The following is a 19,180-nucleotide window of genomic DNA, read 5'->3' on the forward strand; positions in this document are numbered from 1 at the left end:
GGACGTCAGTGGCGTCCCCGCTGCCCCCGCAGGTGCTCCGCGATGGGCTTGAGGGCCTTGTCGAGCTCGATGAGGGCCTCGGGGGAGAGCAGGTCGATGAAGTGCCGGCGCACGGACGCCACGTGATGGGGCGCGACCTTCCGCATGGTCTCCAGACCGTGGTCGGTGAGGACCGCGTAGAGCCCGCGGCGGTCGGACTCGCAGTTCTCCCGCCGCACCAGGTCCGCGTTCTCCATGCGGGTGATCTGGTGCGAGAGGCGGCTCTTGGACTGCATGGTCGCGGAGGCGAGGTCGCTCATCCGCATCCGCCGGTCCTCCGACTCGGACAGGTTCACCAGGATCTCGTAGTCGTTCATCGTCAGGCCGAACGGCTGCAGATCCTTCTCGAGCTGGTACGTCAACAGCTTGTTGACCTCCAGGTGGGTGCGCCAGGCGCACTGCTCCGCATTGGTCAGCCAGCGGGTGGCCGTCTCGGTCTCCATGAATGAAGTCTACCTAAGGAAGTTGAATGGCGAACTAATAAGGCTTCCGTGTGACGTCGTGCGCAGGCGTTCGATGTCACACCCCGCACATTACCGCTCACAGCCCGAAGCGACGCTGGAGGTCTCCCAGCTGTCCGGGAAGACGCGGTGCGCCCGCGCCCTGCCCGTGGCCACCCGGAACCCCGCTCCCGGGCACCCCGGGCTCGTGCGGGGTCACCCCCGTGGCCTGCTCCGCCATCAACGCCTCGGACGACTGGAGGAGCACCGTGCCCGCCCCCACGAACTCGAACTGGTGCTCCTCGCCGGAGGCCCCGCCGAGGCCCGTCATCGCACGTAGACCGCCCATCACACCGGTCATGTAGCCGTGGTCGTAGTGGTGGCACGGGGAGGGGCAGTCCGCCCACCCGACCAGCGCCTGCGGGTCCACCCGGATGGGGGGTTCCATGAACACCACCGGACCGTTGGAGGCGGCCACGAACTTCCCGGTTCCGATCAGCGTCAGGAAACCCGGCACGATCGACTGCTTCAGCGACAGACTTGGCTGAAAAGCCAGCACGTTGCCTGAGCGAATGGTCAGGTTGCCGTCCTCGAGGTCGTACGAGTTCACGTCGAAGGCCCGGTCGGCGAGGAGCATCTTGCCCGAGCCCTCCGCCACGACCCAGTCGCTCGCGTGCAGAGGCGAATGGAACGACGTACGGACGAGCCGGTCGAGCCGCCCGTGCCCGATGCCGTTGAAATCGATCGAACCGTAGTAGGCGATCATCTTCCCCTTCTGCATGAACCACTGGGTGCCCTTGAGCTCCACGCAGAAGGTGTAGGGATCGACGTTGTCGTCGGACGGCAGCGTCATCGGGTCGTGGACGGTGCTGCTCACAGCTTCTCCTCCGATGCCTGGACGTAGACGGCGCCGCTGCCGCTCAGCTCCAGCTGGAAGGCCTCGCCGGAGCCCCGGCCCACCATGTCCCGCCAGCCGAGGGCCGTGGACAGCTTGTTGCGGACGTCGCCGTGGTGGGCGACGTAGGCCTGAGGGTCGACGCGCACCGGCCGCTGCGGGGTGATCGGGAGCTCGATCACCCCTCCGTGGGCCATCACGGCGACCGCGCCGTGCCCCTTGAGCGAGGTCGTGAAGAGGCCCTGCCCGGAGACCTGCCCCCGGACCATGCCCATCACCCCGCCCTGCGAGCCGAGGAACACCGTGCCCTGCTCCAGCGTGCCCTCGAAGGCCAGCAGCCGGTCGGCCTCGACGTACAGCGTGTCCCCGGCGAGGTTGATCACCTGGATGTGGTGGCCGCCGTGCCCGAACAGGACGGTGCCGCTGCCCTCGACGGTCATCAGGGGCGTGTCCTCGTTCGCCACGCGCCGCCCGATCATCGACATCACCCCGCCCTGCCCGCCGCGCAGGTTCGGGGTGAAGCCGACCTCGCCCCGGTACGCGAGCATCGCGCCGCGCTGACTGAACAGCCGCTGACCCGGCGACACCGTCGCCTCGATCATCTTCGAGTTGATCTCCCGGAAGCCCATGTCACACGTCCCCCGCGATCGTGTTCCGCTCACTGGGCTGCACGTAGACCAGCCCGTCGCCCTCGAACCGGATCTGGAAGGCCTCGCCGCCGCCCTCTCCCATCAGCGTGCGGAAGGTCACACCCGACTGGAAGGACTGCCGCAGGTTCCCCTGGTGGGCCACATAGGCGCCGGGGTCGACCGTCAGCGGGTACTGCGGGCTGACCCGGAGCAGCACGGCCGGCCCGTCCGACATGATCGCGGCCTGGCCGTGTCCCTCGATCGTGGTCGTGAACAGCCCGTTTCCCTGCGAGGCCCCGCGCGTCCCCGTGAAACTCGTCCCGGTGCGCAGGCCGCCGTCGGTCGCCAGCAGGTTGCTGGACTCCACGTACAGCTTGTCGCCCCGCAGGCCCACCAGATTGATCTCGGAGGCACGGTCCGCGAAGAAGCAGGTCCCGTGCCCTTTCACCTCCATCAGCGTCATCTGCTCGCCCGTGAGCCGCCGGGTCACCATCCCCCGGAGGCCCTCACCGCCACCGCTGAGCTTCTTGAAGGCCATCTCGCCGTCGTACGCGACCATGGAGCCGTTCTTCGCCTTCACGGCGTCCCCAGTCATGTCGACGGCGAGCACCTTGCTGCTCTGAAGTCGGAACATCGCCACACCCGTGACGGTATCCGCACCGCCGCCCCCGCCGACAGATCCCGAAGGGGGAGTCGGTCCCTGAACGGACCCTTAGGGGCCGACCGGCCGGACGGGACCCCCTCCGGTGATCGCGGGACGCCGTTTGCCACAATGGCGTGACGCTTGTGCGTGCGTTCACAAGCCGTCCGACCCGTCGACGCCGACGTCTCTCCCACCGAAGGTGACTCGTGGACATCAAGACCGCCTCCGCCCTCCGCCGCCTCCGCCTGGTCTCGGGCCCCGAAGCGATCTCGTTCCTGCTGCTGCTCGTCTGCTCGGTCCTGAAGCGGACGACCGACTTCAACGCCGTCCCGGTGATGGGCGCGGTCCACGGCTTCCTCTTCGTCCTCTACGTGCTCTTCTGGGCCGACGCCTGGAACCGCGCCAAGTGGCCGCTGAAGACCGCCGCCTTCTACTTCCTGATGTCGGTCCTGCCGGCCGGCGGCTTCTTCGCCGAGCGCCGGCTCAAGCGCGAGGCCGAGGACGCGGTGATCGCCTCCCGCGCCCGCACCGAGGGCGTGGTGAACGCGTGATCGTCGCCTTCTCCGTGACGCCGCTGGGCGTCGGCGAGGACGTGGGGGAGTACGTCGCCGACGCCGTGCGGGTGGTCCGCGCATCCGGCCTGCCGAACCGCACCGACGCCATGTTCACCTCGATCGAGGGTGACTGGGACGAGGTCATGGACGTGGTGAAGCGCGCCGTGGCCGCGGTGGAGGCACGCGCGCCGCGCGTCTCCCTGGTCCTCAAGGCGGACATCCGCCCGGGAGTGGAGGACGGACTCACCTCCAAGGTGGAGACCGTCGAGCGACATCTGGCGCACGGTGACGGACGGCCGCGGACCGATGAGTGAGACGGGGCTGACCGGCATATGACCGGCCGGTAGGGTCTGGTCCGTGCCGAAGCCGCTCAGTCTCTCGTTCGATCCCATCGCCCGCGCCGACGAGCTCTGGAAGCAGCGCTGGGGAAGTGTGCCGTCGATGGCCGCGATCACCTCGATCATGCGGGCGCAACAGATCCTGCTGGCCGAGGTGGACGCGGTCGTCAAACCGTACGGGCTCACGTTCGCGCGGTACGAGGCCCTGGTGCTGCTGACCTTCTCCAAGTCGGGCGAGCTGCCGATGTCCAAGATCGGCGAGCGGCTCATGGTGCACCCCACGTCGGTGACGAACACCGTGGACCGCCTGGTCCGCTCGGGTCTGGTCGCCAAGCGCCCCAACCCCAACGACGGCCGCGGCACCCTCGCGACCATCACCGACAGGGGCCGCGAGGTGGTCGAGTCCGCCACCCGCGACCTGATGGCCATGGACTTCGGCCTGAGCGCCTACGACGCCGAGGAGTGCGGCGAACTCTTCGCCATGCTCCGTCCGCTGCGGCTGGCGGCGGGGGACTTCGCGGAGGACTGACCCGGGACAAGATCTCCCGGAACGGGTCGTTACGCTCGACTCCATGAAGAAGAGCGTGTTCACCCGCTACCGGATCATGGCCTACGTCACCGGTGTCCTCCTCGTCGCGCTGACCTTCGGCATGATCGGCAAGTACGTGCTCGACATGGGTGGCGCGGCCGACTTCACGCAGGTGGTCAGCATCGCCCACGGCTGGCTCTACGTGGTCTACCTGATCTTCGCCTTCGACCTGGGGTCCAAGCTGAAGTGGCCGGTGAAGAAGCAGCTGTGGGTGCTGCTCGCCGGCACCGTCCCCACCGCCGCGTTCTTCGTGGAGCGCCGGATCAGCCGCGAGCTGGAGGGCGAGGTCGCGGACGAGGCCCCCGCGGTCGCGTAACGCGTCTCACCGCCGTACGGAGCAGCGTGCGGCGGTCTCCCATCGACATTTACTAGGACGTCCTAGTAAATTCGAAGGCATGGACGCTGACGCCATCGAGGAGGGCCGCCGACGCTGGCAGGCCCGGTACGACGCCGCTCGCAAACGCGACGCGGATTTCACCACGCTCTCCGGCGATCCCGTGGAGCCGGTGTACGGGCCCCGGACCGGGGACACCTACGAGGGGTTCGAGCGGATCGGCTGGCCGGGGGAGTACCCCTTCACCCGCGGGCTGTATCCGACCGGCTACCGGGGGCGGACGTGGACCATCCGGCAGTTCGCCGGGTTCGGGAACGCCGAGCAGACCAACGAGCGCTACAAGATGATCCTCGGCAACGGCGGGGGCGGCCTCTCCGTCGCCTTCGACATGCCGACGCTCATGGGCCGCGACTCCGACGACCCGCGCTCCCTGGGCGAGGTCGGCCACTGCGGGGTGGCGATCGACTCGGCCGCCGACATGGAGGTCCTGTTCCGGGACATCCCGCTCGGGGACGTGACGACCTCCATGACGATCAGCGGGCCCGCCGTGCCCGTCTTCTGCATGTACCTCGTCGCCGCCGAGCGCCAGGGCGTCGACCCTGCCGTGCTCAACGGCACGCTGCAGACGGACATCTTCAAGGAGTACATCGCGCAGAAGGAGTGGCTCTTCCAGCCCGAGCCCCATCTGCGCCTGATCGGCGACCTGATGGAGCACTGCGCGGCCGGCATCCCCGCCTACAAGCCGCTCTCCGTCTCCGGCTACCACATCCGCGAGGCCGGCGCGACGGCCGCGCAGGAGCTGGCGTACACGCTCGCGGACGGCTTCGGGTACGTGGAGCTGGGGCTCAGCCGCGGCCTCGACGTCGACGTCTTCGCCCCCGGCCTCTCCTTCTTCTTCGACGCGCACGTCGACTTCTTCGAGGAGATCGCCAAGTTCCGTGCGGCCAGGAGGATCTGGGCCCGCTGGATGCGGGACGTCTACGGCGCGAAGAGCGACAAGGCGCAGTGGCTGCGGTTCCACACCCAGACCGCCGGTGTCTCGCTGACCGCGCAGCAGCCGTACAACAACGTCGTACGGACCGCCGTGGAGGCGCTGGCGGCGGTGCTCGGCGGGACCAACTCCCTGCACACCAACGCCCTCGACGAGACCCTCGCACTGCCCAGCGAGCAGGCCGCCGAGATCGCCCTGCGCACCCAGCAGGTGCTGATGGAGGAGACCGGCGTCGGCAACGTCGCCGACCCGCTGGGCGGTTCCTGGTACGTCGAGCAGCTCACCGACCGCATCGAGGCGGACGCCGAGAAGATCTTCGAGCAGATCAAGGAGCGGGGCCTGCGCGCCCACCCGGACGGGCGGCACCCGATCGGGCCGATCACCTCCGGCATCCTGCGCGGCATCGAGGACGGCTGGTTCACCGGCGAGATCGCCGAGTCGGCGTTCCGCTACCAGCAGGCGCTGGAGAAGGGCGACAAGCGGGTCGTCGGCGTCAACGTCCACACCGGGTCGGTCACCGGCGACCTGGAGATCCTGCGGGTCAGCCACGAGGTGGAGCGCGAGCAGGTGCGGCTCCTCGGCGAGCGCAAGTCCGCCCGCGACGACGCGAAGGTGCGCGGCGCGCTCGACGCCATGGTCGGGGCCGCCCGCTCCGGCGCCAACATGATCGGGCCGATGCTCGACGCCGTACGCGCGGAGGCGACCCTCGGCGAGATCTGCGGCGTCCTGCGCGACGAGTGGGGCGTGTACACCGAGCCCGCCGGGTTCTAGACCCGACGCCGCTCGGCCGGGGCGGCGGGAGCATCCGCCGACGCGGCTGCCCCCGCCGTCGCGCCGCCCTGGACGCGCCGCCGCTCGGAGGTGTTCCGGGCGGGGAGCCGGTGCCCTGCCCCATGACCGCGCGGAGGGGAGATCGCCGTGGCCCGCGGTCCTGATCCGGGCCACGGCGACGTCCGTGCCGGAGGCCGTCTCAGCGGCGGGTGATCTCCACGGTCACCTCGGCGGAGGCCGCGGTGTGCCAGGGGTCACCGGCGTACGTCACGCCGTACCTCGCCTGACCGACCCTTCTCGGCGTGTCGGTCACGGTGAAGGTGCCGTCGGCCGACACGGTGACGGTGCCCAGCGAGGTGCCTTCCGGGGCGGCGGCGTCGTAGCGCTTCACCGCGACGGTGGTGCCGGGAGCGAAGCCGGCCGCCGGAGCCAGGGTGCCGGTGACGGTCAGTTCCCGGTACCTCCTGCTGGTCGGAGGCGCCTCGAGGGCAAGGGTGGTCTGCACGGTGGTGGCGACCTGCCGCGCATGGAACCGGAGCCCCATGACGCCGGTCTGCTGGGTCACGGCGAAGACCCGGCTCCCGTCCGGCGCCCAGGCGAGCCCCTCGTCCACCAGCCTCTCGGTGTCACCGCCCAGCTCGACCGTGGTCAGCGGAGCGGGAGCGCCCGGCGCGTAGAAGGACAGGTCCGGCACGCCGACGCTGTTGTTGGAGGTTCCTCCGGCCACCGTGCCGTCGGGTGCGACGGCGACGGCCAGGGGAGAGGGCGAGGCCGCGGGGGTTCCCCGGTCCGAGAGGTCGTCGAGGCGGAAGGCCTGGTAGCCGGGCGATATGAGGGCGGCCACGACGACGCTCCGGCCGTCGGGTGTCACGGCCAGGTCCCGCAGGCCGTTCATCTCGGTCCCGGAGAAGACCCGCCGGGCGGTCACCTCGGGTGATCCGCCGCCCACGTCGTACACCGTGAGGGTGTTGACGTTGGGGTTGCCCGTGCCGGCCACCAGCACGTCGGGGTCGGCGGGGGAGGCGACGAGTTCCGCCCCCCAGTCCAGTGAAGCGTCCAGACCGAGCTCGATCACCGGCTCGGCACCGGACACGTCGACCGACCCGAGGTCCCCGGTGACGCCGTATCCGAACCACAGCTTCCCGCCCGCGAAAGCCAGGCTCCACGGGGCGGTGCCCTCGCCCACGAAGTACCGTGCGGTCTCCGTCAGCGTCGCGGTGTCGTACGCGACGATGGTGTCGATGTCCCGCGCGGCCACGTAGAGGGTCCGGGAGTCGGGCGACAGGGCCAGCCCGCCGGCGCCCGGCAGGCCGCTCAGCCAGGTGCTGCTCCCGCCGTCGTAGTCCGTCACCACGACCCGGCCGTCCGCTCCCGCGGGCGAGCTGAGGAAGACCTGCCGGTTGCTCCCGTCGACCTCCATGTCGGCGAGGGAGTACAACGGCACCGGCACGCCGTCCGCCGCGAACGCCGGGGAAGCTCCCGGAACGGTCAGCAGCAGCGAGCCGAGGGCGGCGGTGAGCGTGGTGCCCAGCGCCCGTCTGAGTATGCGCAAGGTAGTGCCCTTCTGTGTCCCATGCATCACGTCGGCACACCGGTTGGACGACCGGAGGGGACGGCGCGGGGCGCCGTCCGCCAGGATTCTGCGGGGCGGAGCCCCTTGAATCACGGCGGCACACCGGCTGGACGACCGGAGCGGAAGGCGCGCGGCGCGGAGCCGGGAATTCGGAACCCCGTATCAGCGGCTCGCCGCGCGGCCGTGTCACGGCTTGCGGGCCACCGCGCCGTACAGCGAGATCACCGCGTGCTCGTCGGTGGTCTCGCCGTGCGCGAGCTCGGGGTGCCACTCGGTCAGCTGGACCAGGCCCGGCGCCACCGGCTCCAGCCCCTCGAAGAAGCGGGCGATCTCCGCGCGGCTGCGCGGCGCGAGCGTGACGCCGCCCGCCCGGTACATCTCGACGCCGCGTCCGACCGCCTCGGGGTCGAAGTCCGCGGTGAGCTGCGACAGGACCAGATGGCTGCCGGAGGGCAGCGCCCCGACGAGCCGCGCCACCAGGCCGTACGGGTCGTCCTCGTCGCCGAGGAAGTGCGTCAGCGCGACGAGGGACAGCGCCACCGGCCGGTCGAAGTCCAGCTTCTCGCGGGCCTGTTCCAGAATGAGTTCGGGCTCGCGCACATCGGCCTGCACGTAGTCGGTGACGCCCTCGGGGGTGCTGCGCAGCAGCGCCTCGGCGTGCTTCAGCACGATGGGGTCGTTGTCGGTGTAGACGACGCGGGACTCGGGCGCGATGCCCTGGGCCACCTGGTGCAGATTGGGTTCGGTGGGGATGCCGGTGCCGATGTCCAGGTACTGGCGGATCCCCGCCTCGCCGGCCAGCCACCGGGTGACCCGCTGCATGAACCAGCGGTTGGTGCGGGCGACGTACTGGGCCGTGCCGTCGACGCCCATGATCTGCCGGCCCAGTTCCTCGTCGACCGGGTAGTTGTCCTTGCCGCCGAGGAACCAGTCGTAGACCCGGGCCGGGTGCGGCCTGGAGGTGTCGATCCGTGCGGTGGCGGGTCCGGTCCCGGTCATGCGCGCCTCCCTGGCTGCTCGGCGTCCCGTGCGTTCCGTGCGTCCCGGTGCGGGATGATCACGATCCTCGCAGCGCACCGGGGGCGGTGACAGGCGACTACCGGCCGACCGTGGCCGGTTCAGGGTCCTGCGGCGGCGAGGCCCGACAGCAGGACCCGGGTGAAGCCGTGCACCCACTCCTCGTCGGCCGGTTCCGCGCTCACCAGGGTGCGGTGCACCACCGCGCCGGCCACCATGTCGAAGATCAGGTCGACGGTGCGGGCCGCCTCGCCGGTGTCGGGCGCCGGCGGCAGCTCGCCCCGCGCCTGCGCTCGCGCCCGGCCGGCGAGGACGAGACGTTTCTGCCGGTCCACGATCGAGGCGCGGATGCGCTCGCGCAGGGCGTCGTCGCGGGCGGCCTCCGCCACCACCGCCATCAGGCCGTTCCGGGCCTCCGGGCGGGTCAGGATCGTGGCGAACTGGAGCACCACGCCCTCGATGTCGGCGGCCAGCGAGCCGCGGTCGGGCAGGGTCAGCTCGTCGAAGAGTTCCGCGACCGCGTCCACGACCAGCTCGTTCTTGCCCGCCCAGCGCCGGTAGAGGGTGGTCTTCGCGACCCCGGCGCGCAGCGCCACGTCCCCCAGGGTGAGCTTGGACCACCCCAGTTCGACCAGAGCGGCACGGGTCGCGGCCAGGATCGCGGCGTCCGCGGCGGCGTTGCGCGGACGCCCGGTGCGACCGGCTGGGGTGCGGCTCTGCATGGCACGACGATAACGGCGGATTCCGCGCGCCCCTACGTGAGGGAGATCACCGAGGCGCCCTGTTCAGCGGGGACCGGTCGGCATTACGCTACGACCCGTAGCGAAAGCACGTGCGACCGGCGTGCCCGAGCGACGACCACCGGCGTGGGGTGGGGACCCGGCGCCAGAAGCACACGTACGCCTGGCTTTCCCGGGCGTTTTCACGCACGCGCGGTGTACGGGGGAGGATAGGCGCATGCAGCCACGGAACATGTCCATGAGCGGAGTCGTCGACCTCGCCGCGGTGAAGGCGGCCCAGGAGGCCAAGGCGAAGGCGGAGCAGGCGCGCGCGGAAGCGGCCCGGCAGGGCGGCGGGGGCGCGATCTCCCCGGCCGATCTCGTCATCGACGTCGACGAGGCCGGCTTCGAGCGCGACGTCCTGCAGCGGTCCACCGAGGTCCCGGTCGTCATCGACTTCTGGGCCGAGTGGTGCGAGCCCTGCAAGCAGCTGAGCCCGCTCCTTGAGCGGCTCACCGTCGAGTACAACGGGCGCGTCCTCCTCGCCAAGATCGACGTCGACGCCAACCAGATGCTGATGCAGCAGTTCGGGATCCAGGGGATCCCGGCGGTCTTCGCGGTGGTGGCCGGACAGGCGCTGCCGCTCTTCCAGGGGGCCGCGGGCGAGGCGCAGATCCGCCAGACCCTGGACCAGCTGGTGCAGGTCGGCGAGGAGCGCTTCGGCCTGACCGGCCTCGCCGTCGACCCCGACGCCGAGCCGGGCGGCGGTGCGCAGGCCGCTCCGGCCGAGGCCGCCGGCCCGTACGACGCCCTGCTGGAGGCCGCCGTCCAGGCCCTGGACGGCGGTGACCTCGCCGGCGCCGTCCAGGCGTACAAGAACGTGCTCGCCGACGACCCGACCAACCCCGAGGCCACGCTGGGCCTCGCCCAGGCCGAACTGCTCCAGCGGGTGCAGGGCCTGGACCCGCAGCAGGTGCGCAAGGAGGCCGCCGAGAAGCCGGGGGACGCCACCGCGCAGATCGCCGCCGCCGACCTGGATCTGGTGGGCGGTCACGTTGAGGACGCCTTCGGCCGGCTCATCGAGACGGTGGGACGCACCGCGGGCGACGACCGCGACGCCGTACGGGTGCGGCTGCTGGAGCTGTTCGAGGTGGTCGGCGCCGACGATCCGCGCGTGATCGCCGCGCGCCGGGCGCTGGCGCGGGCCCTGTTCTGAGCCACCGGGCGCCGTTGCCCGATTCCGGTTGATCTGCCGGGGGTTCGGGTGCGTGGGGTTCGAGTTGCCGAACGGATGACGGATACCGATGCGGCCGTGCTTTGCCAAATCTTGGCAATCGCGGCCGCTGTTACTGGCAGTAAGTCGCGGGTGAGGGTCTGTCTGGTTCCGTCCGCGGATCAACTGTTTTGTACGGCACTTTCGGTGTACCCAGCGTCGCTGCGCGACATCGGCGGGCCGCCGCGCGGTTATCCGGTCGTTACTAGCCAGTAACGAACCCCCTTGTGTCGACGGCGAGAATGCACCACGATCGGCGACGCTCGGTCCATTACCCGTACCCCGACAGCCGGTCGGGCCGCGGGAACTCCTGGGTCCCCACCGAGCAGGGCCGGCGGCAGTGACGCCGGTCCTTGGACAGGGGGGTCTTCGCCCACCCGGCGAAGCCTGTCCGCAGGGTTGTGCGTGATGCGTGTCAGGCGCGACCAGTGGTTGTCGCTCGGGGGTGATCGCCGGTGATTCGGGTGCGTCGTACGTGCCGTCGAGCGCGGCGCTCTCCTTCCCGAGGACGTAGCACTTCTCCCATCCCTGCCCGGCCGAGCCGCCGTTCACGGCGACGGGCCGGAGCAGGAGATGTACGTCCGAGAAGGAGGAAATATGGAGTCCCAGGTGCGTGGCGGGACCAGATGGAAGCGGTTCGCTGTGGTCATGGTGCCCAGCGTGCTCGCGACGGCGGCGGTGGGTGTCGGCCTGGCGCAGGGTGCGCTCGCGGCGTCGTTCAGCGTGTCCGGCCAGCAGTTCAAGGTGAAGGCCGACTATCTGAAGGGCGAGGGGTTCGCCCAGTACGGCGGTATCGACACCGTCTACAAGTCAGCCGACGGTGAAGGAGGGAAGAAGCCGGTCCCGGTCGCCATCTCGTCGTTCGACACCGCAGAGATCACCAAGATGTGCCAGTCGGTGGCGACGAAGGTCCCTCTCATCGGCAAGACGGTCTACCTCCGTCTCGATGCGGGCAAGGAAAAGCCGGTCACGGCCAAGAACCTCTACATCGACGTCGCCCAGCTCGACGCCGACGCGAGGTTCGAGGACATCGACATCGGTGTTGCGGTCCAGAACAAGAGCCGCGGTCCCGCCGTCAAGGAGGGCGAGAACGTGATGAAGGGCGGCTTCGCCCAGCAGGCGAGAGAGGCCCATCTCTACGGCGTCGAGCAGACGGCGTGGGCGACCACGGCCGGCACGTTCACGCTGAACGGCCTGTCGATGCGTCTCGGTATGGACCCGAAGATGGAGTGCTACTGACGGCTCCGTCACCGGGATGACCCGGGGCAGCTGAGCTGCCCCGGGGGGCGGAGAAGTCATCGCTTCTCCGCCCCGCCGCCCCGCCGCCCGGCAGGTCCGCGTGCCGGGCCACCCTCACAGACCCACACTTCCGGCTTCTACGCGCCCACGGCCGAGCCGGTACGTACTTCCACCGGACCCAGGGAGCTTTTTCCATGAGTGCCGAGACTCCGGTCCAGAGCGCCGGTACCTTCACCCGGCTGCGTCTGCGATTCCGCGACTGGCGGGGCACCCGGCCGTTCTGGGCCGGTCTGTTCACGCTGCTGGGCGGCATCCCCATCGCGTACTTCCCCTACGCCACGCTCAAGTTGGGCCACATGTCGCTCGCCATGGCGACGACGGCCGGCGCGGGGTCGCTGATCATCGGCGTGCTGCTGGTCACGCTGGGCCTGACCATGTGGTTCCAGTCCGCCACCCGGGTCTTCGCCGGTGTCGCGACGATCCTGCTGGCCCTGGTGTCCCTGGTGGTCTCCAACATAGGCGGCTTCCTGATCGGCTTCCTGCTCGCGCTGGTCGGCGGCGCCCTCGCCCTCTCCTGGGCGCCGGGCGAGCCGCCGGTCGAGGCGGAGGGGGAGCGTCACGGCGCCGACGCGCCCACGGGGGAGGCGGCGCCGGACGACACGCTCCACGACCCCGCCGTGGCACCGCGGTTCCCGGCCGCTTCCCTGGAGAAGGGGGAGGACGGAGAGGCGGACGGCGCCAGGGTCACAGGGGGGCACCGTGTCGGCTGACGAGGTGCGCGGGCCGCGTCACGCGGCCCCGAGGAAGCCGCTGTTCACCAGATTCCACGTGCCGGGCGGCAAGGCGATCGCCCTGGCGGCGATGCCCACGGCGGTCCTCATGGGGATGGGGTTCACGCCGACGCTGGCCCTCGCCGACGGCAACGACGGGAAGCTGCCGGCGAACAGCCTGACCCTCGAGGAGTACCAGGCCTGCCTGGAGGTCATCGAGGGCGCGGAGAAGGACGACGCCTCCGCGTCGCCCACGCCGTCCGCGTCGGCGAGCGCGAGCGCCTCCCCGGAGGCGGAGCCCTCGGCGGAGACCCCCGGGCAGCAGGCCCCGGAGGCGGACCAGGGCATGGACGCGGGCAAGGACACGGACGCGGGCAAGGGCACCTCCTCTTCGCCGGATTCAGGTTCCGACGACAAGGACGAGCCGGCGCCCGCCCCCTCCGCCACCGAGGACACGGCCGAGCCCGAGCCCACCCCCTCGAAGACCGACCGCAACCTCCTGGAGGGCCTCGGGGACGCCCTCGAGGACGTCTTCACCCCGAAGGAGAAGGAGGCCGCGGCGAGCCCCGCCCCGTCCGCCTCCGCCACCGAGGAGGAGACGCAGGAGAAGGCCGAGGGGACGGCCGGCACCGCCGGGGAGACCACCGAGAAGGCCACCGAAGCGGTCGAGGACACTGCCGAGGACGTCGGCGACAAGGCCTCGGAGACCACCGGGGACGCCGAGGAGACGGTCGGGGAAACCGCCGGGGAGGAGGCCACCGAGGAAGCGGCGGCCCCCGAGGCCACCGCCTCTCCCAGCCCTTCCGCGTCGGCCACGGTCGACCCCGAGGACTGCCCGGTCGCCACCGACGCCGAAGGCGGCGTCGACAACGAGCTCCTGCTGCCCGACGACCCCTGGACCCTCAACGCCAGTGCGCTGACGCTGAATGACGCCTCGTACAAGGGCATCGTCGAGGTGCGGACCGCCGGCGGCGCCACCAAGAGGGTGCTGAAGTACGTCATCTCAGGCGGCACCGACATCGTGGACCTGCACCAGACGGTCACGGACAAGCGGACCGGCGTGACCCACCACGTGCAGGCGGCCAAGGGGTCGAAGTCCACCATCACCGACGGCGACACCGTGATGTACACCGAGAGCATCTCCGGCAACCTGCTCGGCCTGATCCCGATCACGTTCGACCCGGAGCACCCGCCCCCGCTGGACATCCCGTGGATCCACTTCACCAAGGTGACGGTGAAGCAGGCCGGCCAGTTCGGCGGCACCCTGCACATCCCCGGGCTGCGGCAGTACATCACCACCGGCTGAACGCCTTCGGCCCCCCCCCGGGAGCCGCACCACCGAGGGCGCCCCCTGTCACAGGGGGCGCCCTCGGTGCCGTACGGGTGGATCCTTACGGTCAGCCGGTCGCCTCGCCCAGGTGGTGGACGCGGACCATGTTGGTGGTGCCGGGGACGCCGGGGGGCGAGCCGGCCGTGATGATCACGGTGTCGCCCTCGTTGAAGCGGTGCAGCTTGAGCAGCTCCTGCTCCACCAGCTCGACCATCTCGTCGGTGCTGTTCACGAACGGCGCGACGTACGGCTCCACGCCCCAGCTGAGCGCCAGCTGGTTGCGGGTCGACTCGTCCGTGGTGAACGCCAGGATCGGCTGGGCGGCGCGGTAGCGGCTCAGCCGCCGGGCCGTGTCACCGGACTGGGTGAAGGCCACCAGGCCCTTGCCGCCGAGGAAGTCGGCGATCTCGCAGGCGGCGCGGGCCACCGAACCGCCCTGGGTGCGCGGCTTCTTGCCCGGCACCAGCGGCTGCAGGCCCTTGGAGAGCAGCTCCTGCTCGGCCGCCTGGACGATCTTCGACATCGTCCGCACGGTCTCGATCGGGTACGCGCCCACGCTCGACTCGGCCGACAGCATGACCGCGTCGGCGCCGTCCAGGATCGCGTTGGCCACGTCGGAGGCCTCGGCGCGGGTCGGACGCGAGTTGGTGATCATCGACTCCATCATCTGGGTCGCCACGATCACCGGCTTGGCGTTGCGCCGGCACAGCTCGATCAGGCGCTTCTGCACCATGGGGACCTTCTCGAGCGGGTACTCGACGGCCAGGTCGCCGCGCGCGACCATGACGGCGTCGAAGGCCGCCACGACGCCCTCCATGTTCTCCACCGCCTGCGGCTTCTCCACCTTGGCGATGACCGGGACGCGGCGTCCCTCCTCGTCCATCACGCGGTGGACGTCGGCGACGTCCTTGGCGTCCCGGACGAAGGAGAGCGCGACCAGGTCGCAGCCCATCCGCAGGGCGAACCGCAGGTCCTCGATGTCCTTCTCGGACAGCGCGGGGACGTTCACCGCCGTGCCGGGCAGGTTGATGCCCTTGTGGTCGGAGATGACGCCGCCCTCGATGACGATCGACTTCACCCGCGGGCCCTCGACGTCCAGGACCTTCAGCTCGACGTTGCCGTCGTTGATGAGGATCTGGTCGCCGCGCGAGACGTCGCCCGGCAGGCCCTTGTAGGTCGTGCCGCAGATCGTCTTGTCACCCGGGACGTCCTCGGTGGTGATGGTGAACTCGTCACCGCGCACCAGCTCGACGGGCCCCTCGGCGAAGGTCTCCAGGCGGATCTTCGGGCCCTGGAGGTCGGCGAGGACGCCGATGGCCCTGCCCGTCTCCTTGGCGGCGGCACGGACCCGGTCGTACCGGCCCTGGTGCTCGGCGTGCGAACCGTGGCTGAAGTTGAAGCGGGCCACGTTCATGCCGGCTTCGATCAGGGCGACAAGCTGCTCGTGGGAGTCGACCGCGGGGCCGAGAGTACAGACGATTTTCGAACGGCGCATGGGGCGATCCTATCGGTTTGTTTCGCAGCGGAATATTCCGGCCGGCGGGAAATACAAGTGAGGCTCCGTCTGCTCAGTTGTGCTTTCCGACCAGTGCGTATGTCTGCTGGGCGATCTCCATTTCCTCGTCCGTCGGCACCACCGCGACCGCGACCCGCGCGCCCTCGGGCGAGATCAGCCGGGGCCCGCCGCCGCGCACGGCGTTGCGCCCGCCGTCCACCGCCAGGCCCAGCCCTTCCAGGCCCGCCACGGCCGCCTCCCGCACCGGGGCGGCGTTCTCGCCGACCCCGGCGGTGAAGACCACCGCGTCCACGCGCCCGAGAACGGCGTAATAGGCGCCGATGTACTTCTTCAGACGGTGAATGTAGATGTCGAACGCGAGCTCCGCCCGTTCGTCGCCCTCGTCGATCCGGCGCCGGATCTCCCGCATGTCGTTGTCGCCGCACAGACCGACCAGACCGCTCTTCTTGTTGAGGAGAGTGTCGATCTCGTCGGCGGACATTCCGCCAACACGCATCAAATGGAAGATGACGGCCGGGTCCATGTCTCCGGACCGCGTACCCATCACGAGCCCCTCCAAGGGTGTCAGCCCCATGGAGGTGTCCACGCAGCGTCCGCCCCGCACGGCCGAGGCGGACGCGCCGTTGCCCAGGTGCAGCACGATGACGTTCACCTCCTCGGGCGCCTTCCCCAGCAGCTTCGCGGTCTCCCGCGAGACGTACGCGTGCGAGGTGCCGTGGAAGCCGTAGCGGCGGATGCGGTGCGCGTCGGCGGTCTCGACGTCGATCGCGTAGCGGGCCGCCGACTCCGGCATCGTGGTGTGGAAGGCGGTGTCGAAGACGGCGACCTGCGGCAGGTCCGGGCGCAGCGCCATGGCGGTGCGGATGCCGGTGAGGTTGGCCGGGTTGTGCAGCGGCGCCACCGGGATCAGCCGCTCGACCTCCGCCAGCACCCGGTCGTCGATCACCGTCGGCTCGGTGAAGCGCTTGCCGCCGTGCACCACCCGGTGGCCGATCGCGGCCAGCTCGGGGGAGTCGAGGCCGAGACCGTCGACGGCCAGCTCCTCGGCCATCGCCTTCAGGGCGGCTCCGTGGTCGACGACCTGCCCGGTGCGCTCCCGGGTCTCCCCGCCCGACGCGAGCGGGGTGTGCCGCACGAGGGAGGTCCGCTCGCCGATCCGCTCGACCAGTCCGGCGGCCAGCCGGCTGCTGTCGCGCATGTCCAGCAGCTGGTACTTCACCGACGAGGAGCCGGAGTTGAGGACGAGGACACGAGTGGGAGGGGTCGAGCGCAGCTCGTCGGACGGGGTGGTGGCGGGAGACGGGCGGGCGGAACTCACTGGGCGGCTGCCTTCTCGCTCGGGGCCGGGGAGGGGGCCGGGGACTGGGCCTGGATCGCCGTGATGGCGACGGTGTTCACGATGTCCTGGACCAGGGCGCCCCGGGACAGGTCGTTGACCGGCTTGCGCAGCCCCTGCAGCACCGGCCCGACGGCGATGGCGCCGGCCGAGCGCTGCACGGCCTTGTAGGTGTTGTTGCCGGTGTTCAGGTCGGGGAAGATCAGCACGGTCGCCTGGCCGGCCACCTCCGAGCCCGGCAGCTTGGTCGCCGCGACCGACGGCTCCACGGCCGCGTCGTACTGGATCGGCCCCTCGACCCGCAGCTCGGGCCGGCGCGCGCGCACCAGCTCGGTGGCGGCGCGCACCTTGTCGACGTCGGCGCCCGTGCCGGACGTACCGGTCGAGTACGACAGCATCGCGATCCGCGGCTCCACCCCGAACCGCGCGGCCGTGACCGCCGACTGCAGGGCGATGTCGGCGAGCTGCTCGGCGTCCGGGTCGGGGTTGACCGCGCAGTCGCCGTAGACCAGCACCTTGTCGGCCAGGCACATGAAGAAGACGGAGGAGACGATGTCCGCGTCCGGCTTGGTCTTGATGATCTCGAAGGCCGGCCGGATGGTCGCCGCCGTGGAGTGCACCGAACCGGACACCATGCCGTCGGCGAGCCCCTCCTCCACCATCAGCGTGCCGAAGTAGTTGACGTCGGAGACGACGTCGTAGGCCAGCTCCACGGTGACGCCCCGGTGGGCGCGCAGGGCCGCGTACTTCTCGGCGAAGGAGTCGCGCAGCTCGGAGGTGGCCGGGTCGATCAGCCGGCTGTCGCCGAGGTCGACGCCGAGGTCGGCGGCCTTCTTGCGGATCTGGTCCACGTCGCCGAGCAGCGTCAGCTCGCACACGCCCCGGCGCAGCAGCACCTCGGCCGCGTGCAGCACCCGCTCCTCGCCGCCCTCGGGGAGCACGACCCGGCGCAGGTCCGAGCGGGCCTGCTCCAGCAGCTTGTGCTCGAACATCATCGGGGTGACGCGGTCGCTGCTGGGCGCGGAGACCCGCTTGGTGAGGTCCGCGGTGTCGGCGTACCGCTCGAAGAGGCCGAGCGCCCGCTCCGCCTTGCGCGGGGTGGCCGCGTTCAGCTTCCCCTCCAGGGAGAACAGCTGCTCGGCGGTGGGGAAGCTGTTGCCCGGCACCGAGAGCACCGGCGTGCCGGGCGCGAGACGGTCGGCGAGGGTGAGGATGCGCTTGCCGGGCACCTCGTCCAGGGTCAGCAGCACCCCGGCTATCGGCGGGGTGCCGGCGCTGTGCGCGGCCAGCGAACCGATGACCAGGTCGGCGCGGTCGCCCGGCGTGACGACCAGGCAGCCCGGGGTCAGGGCGGCGAGGAGGTTCGGCAGCATGGCGCCGCCGAACACGAAGTCCAGGGCGTCGCGGGCGAGCCCCGAGTCGTCGCCGAGCACCACCTTCGCGCCGAGGGTGTGGACGATCTGGGAGACGGTCGGGGCGGACAGCGCCGGCTCGTCGGGCAGCACGTAGCAGGGCACCGGCAGCCGGGTGGCGAGCCGCTCGGCGATCTCGTCCCGTTCCTCGACCGCGACCCGGTTGACCACCATGGCGAGCACGTCGCAGCCCAGGGTGTCGTAGGCGCGGTAGGCGTTGCGGGTCTCGGCGCGCACCGACTCGGCGGTCTGCCTGCGGCCGCCGACGACCGGGATCACCGAGGCGCCGAACTCGTTGGCGAGCCGGGCGTTCAGGCTCAGCTCGTCCGGGAACTGGGTGTCGGCGTAGTCGGTGCCGAGGACCAGGACCACGTCGTAGTCGCGTGCCACCCGGTGGAACCGCTCGACGAGGGTGGACACCAGCTCGTCCGTGCCCTGCTCGGCCTGGAGGGCGGACGCCTCCTCGTAGTCCATGCCGTACACGGTCGTGGGGTCCTGCGTGAGCCGGTACCGCGCCCGCAGCAGTTCGAAGAGGCGGTCGGGCCCGTCGTGCACCAGGGGACGGAAGACGCCCACCCGGTCGACCTGCCGGGTCAGGAGCTCCATGACCCCGAGTTCGACGACCTGGCGGCCGTCACCGCGGTCGATACCGGTCACGTACACGCTGCGGGTCACGCGCGCTCTCCGTTTCGTCGAGGCCGCAAGGGTCTTCGGCGGGGCCACAAAAATCGCCCACCCAGGCGAGCGGGCCCCTCTTGACAGTACCTCCGAC

Annotated in this window: 19 protein-coding genes; 9 read left to right on the top strand and 10 right to left on the bottom strand. The window is 70.7% G+C overall.

Annotation, left to right across the window (positions count from 1 at the left end):
- Nucleotides 1–5: 5 nt before the first annotated feature.
- The 4 genes from ADK41_RS14070 to ADK41_RS14085 all read right to left on the bottom strand — a co-directional run bounded on the left by ADK41_RS14070 (nucleotide 6) and on the right by ADK41_RS14085 (nucleotide 2,637).
- Nucleotides 6–482 carry a MarR family winged helix-turn-helix transcriptional regulator gene (locus ADK41_RS14070; RefSeq protein ID WP_030828971.1) on the bottom strand — a complete coding sequence of 159 codons (477 nt, stop codon included), beginning with the start codon at nucleotides 480–482 and terminating at the stop codon, nucleotides 6–8.
- Nucleotides 483–579: 97 nt separating this feature from the next.
- Nucleotides 580–1,332: an AIM24 family protein gene (locus ADK41_RS14075; protein WP_051843234.1), complete on the bottom strand. Its 753-nt coding sequence runs from the start codon at nucleotides 1,330–1,332 to the stop codon at nucleotides 580–582.
- Between the two features lie 20 nt (nucleotides 1,333–1,352).
- Entirely contained in the window at nucleotides 1,353–2,003 is a 651-nt protein-coding gene (locus tag ADK41_RS14080) for an AIM24 family protein (protein WP_030828977.1), read from the bottom strand.
- Between the two features lies 1 nt (nucleotide 2,004).
- Nucleotides 2,005–2,637: an AIM24 family protein gene (locus ADK41_RS14085; RefSeq protein ID WP_030828980.1), complete on the bottom strand. Its 633-nt coding sequence runs from the start codon at nucleotides 2,635–2,637 to the stop codon at nucleotides 2,005–2,007.
- A gap of 215 nt (nucleotides 2,638–2,852) precedes the next feature.
- On the opposite strand from ADK41_RS14085, the gene ADK41_RS14090 reads away from it, so the two are divergent.
- The 5 genes from ADK41_RS14090 to ADK41_RS14110 all read left to right on the top strand — a co-directional run bounded on the left by ADK41_RS14090 (nucleotide 2,853) and on the right by ADK41_RS14110 (nucleotide 6,223).
- On the top strand, nucleotides 2,853–3,197 hold the full coding sequence (locus ADK41_RS14090; RefSeq protein ID WP_030828983.1) for a DUF3817 domain-containing protein: 345 nt from the start codon (nucleotides 2,853–2,855) through the stop codon (nucleotides 3,195–3,197).
- Complete coding sequence (locus ADK41_RS14095; protein ID WP_030828986.1) at nucleotides 3,194–3,514, top strand: MTH1187 family thiamine-binding protein; 321 nt, start codon at nucleotides 3,194–3,196, stop codon at nucleotides 3,512–3,514. The genes ADK41_RS14090 and ADK41_RS14095 overlap by 4 nt, the downstream gene beginning before the upstream one ends.
- A gap of 43 nt (nucleotides 3,515–3,557) precedes the next feature.
- Nucleotides 3,558–4,067, top strand: a complete 510-nt coding sequence (locus tag ADK41_RS14100; RefSeq protein WP_030828989.1) for a MarR family winged helix-turn-helix transcriptional regulator — start codon at nucleotides 3,558–3,560, stop codon at nucleotides 4,065–4,067.
- Between the two features lie 43 nt (nucleotides 4,068–4,110).
- Nucleotides 4,111–4,443, top strand: a complete 333-nt coding sequence (locus ADK41_RS14105) for a DUF3817 domain-containing protein (RefSeq protein ID WP_030828991.1) — start codon at nucleotides 4,111–4,113, stop codon at nucleotides 4,441–4,443.
- Between the two features lie 79 nt (nucleotides 4,444–4,522).
- Entirely contained in the window at nucleotides 4,523–6,223 is a 1,701-nt protein-coding gene (locus ADK41_RS14110; protein WP_030828995.1) for an acyl-CoA mutase large subunit family protein, read from the top strand.
- Between the two features lie 199 nt (nucleotides 6,224–6,422).
- Here the strand turns inward: ADK41_RS14110 and ADK41_RS14115 are convergent, their stop codons facing one another.
- From ADK41_RS14115 to ADK41_RS14125, 3 genes are all read right to left on the bottom strand, one after another.
- Nucleotides 6,423–7,775: a hypothetical protein gene (locus tag ADK41_RS14115; protein WP_051843231.1), complete on the bottom strand. Its 1,353-nt coding sequence runs from the start codon at nucleotides 7,773–7,775 to the stop codon at nucleotides 6,423–6,425.
- A gap of 207 nt (nucleotides 7,776–7,982) precedes the next feature.
- Nucleotides 7,983–8,795: an SAM-dependent methyltransferase gene (locus ADK41_RS14120; protein WP_030829000.1), complete on the bottom strand. Its 813-nt coding sequence runs from the start codon at nucleotides 8,793–8,795 to the stop codon at nucleotides 7,983–7,985.
- A gap of 119 nt (nucleotides 8,796–8,914) precedes the next feature.
- A complete protein-coding gene (locus ADK41_RS14125; RefSeq protein ID WP_030829002.1) occupies nucleotides 8,915–9,535 on the bottom strand; it encodes a TetR/AcrR family transcriptional regulator in 621 nt (206 codons plus the stop codon).
- 235 nt (nucleotides 9,536–9,770) lie between these two features.
- Here ADK41_RS14125 and ADK41_RS14130 point away from each other — a divergent pair, with 235 nt between their 5' ends.
- The 4 genes from ADK41_RS14130 to ADK41_RS14145 all read left to right on the top strand — a co-directional run bounded on the left by ADK41_RS14130 (nucleotide 9,771) and on the right by ADK41_RS14145 (nucleotide 14,120).
- The gene (locus ADK41_RS14130; protein WP_030829004.1) at nucleotides 9,771–10,748 is read left to right on the top strand and encodes a tetratricopeptide repeat protein; all 978 of its coding nucleotides are present in this window, start codon (nucleotides 9,771–9,773) and stop codon (nucleotides 10,746–10,748) included.
- Between the two features lie 654 nt (nucleotides 10,749–11,402).
- Entirely contained in the window at nucleotides 11,403–12,044 is a 642-nt protein-coding gene (locus ADK41_RS14135; RefSeq protein ID WP_030829006.1) for a DUF6230 family protein, read from the top strand.
- A gap of 194 nt (nucleotides 12,045–12,238) precedes the next feature.
- Entirely contained in the window at nucleotides 12,239–12,814 is a 576-nt protein-coding gene (locus ADK41_RS14140) for a DUF6114 domain-containing protein (RefSeq protein WP_030829009.1), read from the top strand.
- Entirely contained in the window at nucleotides 12,804–14,120 is a 1,317-nt protein-coding gene (locus ADK41_RS14145; RefSeq protein ID WP_030829012.1) for a hypothetical protein, read from the top strand. Before ADK41_RS14140 ends, ADK41_RS14145 begins: the two co-directional genes overlap by 11 nt.
- A gap of 91 nt (nucleotides 14,121–14,211) precedes the next feature.
- Here the strand turns inward: ADK41_RS14145 and pyk are convergent, their stop codons facing one another.
- From pyk to pta, 3 genes are all read right to left on the bottom strand, one after another.
- Nucleotides 14,212–15,639 (bottom strand): pyruvate kinase, encoded by a 1,428-nt coding sequence (pyk, locus tag ADK41_RS14150; protein WP_030829016.1) that lies wholly within the window; start codon nucleotides 15,637–15,639, stop codon nucleotides 14,212–14,214.
- 73 nt (nucleotides 15,640–15,712) lie between these two features.
- On the bottom strand, nucleotides 15,713–16,933 hold the full coding sequence (locus ADK41_RS14155) for an acetate kinase (RefSeq protein ID WP_030829019.1): 1,221 nt from the start codon (nucleotides 16,931–16,933) through the stop codon (nucleotides 15,713–15,715).
- Nucleotides 16,934–16,974: 41 nt separating this feature from the next.
- A complete protein-coding gene (pta, locus tag ADK41_RS14160; RefSeq protein WP_030829021.1) occupies nucleotides 16,975–19,083 on the bottom strand; it encodes a phosphate acetyltransferase in 2,109 nt (702 codons plus the stop codon).
- Nucleotides 19,084–19,180: the final 97 nt, after the last annotated feature.

The organism is Streptomyces caelestis (assembly GCF_001279005.1).
GTDB lineage: Bacteria > Actinomycetota > Actinomycetes > Streptomycetales > Streptomycetaceae > Streptomyces > Streptomyces heliomycini.

Coding starts and splice junctions, on each gene's coding strand:
- ADK41_RS14120 (WP_030829000.1), bottom strand. CDS start 8,795: ATGACCGGGACCGGACCCGCCACCGCACGGATCGACACCTCCAGGCCG.
- ADK41_RS14140 (WP_030829009.1), top strand. CDS start 12,239: ATGAGTGCCGAGACTCCGGTCCAGAGCGCCGGTACCTTCACCCGGCTG.
- ADK41_RS14080 (WP_030828977.1), bottom strand. CDS start 2,003: ATGGGCTTCCGGGAGATCAACTCGAAGATGATCGAGGCGACGGTGTCG.
- ADK41_RS14125 (WP_030829002.1), bottom strand. CDS start 9,535: ATGCAGAGCCGCACCCCAGCCGGTCGCACCGGGCGTCCGCGCAACGCC.
- pyk (WP_030829016.1), bottom strand. CDS start 15,639: ATGCGCCGTTCGAAAATCGTCTGTACTCTCGGCCCCGCGGTCGACTCC.
- ADK41_RS14105 (WP_030828991.1), top strand. CDS start 4,111: ATGAAGAAGAGCGTGTTCACCCGCTACCGGATCATGGCCTACGTCACC.
- ADK41_RS14110 (WP_030828995.1), top strand. CDS start 4,523: ATGGACGCTGACGCCATCGAGGAGGGCCGCCGACGCTGGCAGGCCCGG.
- ADK41_RS14070 (WP_030828971.1), bottom strand. CDS start 482: ATGGAGACCGAGACGGCCACCCGCTGGCTGACCAATGCGGAGCAGTGC.
- ADK41_RS14075 (WP_051843234.1), bottom strand. CDS start 1,332: ATGACGCTGCCGTCCGACGACAACGTCGATCCCTACACCTTCTGCGTG.
- ADK41_RS14135 (WP_030829006.1), top strand. CDS start 11,403: ATGGAGTCCCAGGTGCGTGGCGGGACCAGATGGAAGCGGTTCGCTGTG.
- ADK41_RS14130 (WP_030829004.1), top strand. CDS start 9,771: ATGCAGCCACGGAACATGTCCATGAGCGGAGTCGTCGACCTCGCCGCG.
- ADK41_RS14085 (WP_030828980.1), bottom strand. CDS start 2,637: ATGTTCCGACTTCAGAGCAGCAAGGTGCTCGCCGTCGACATGACTGGG.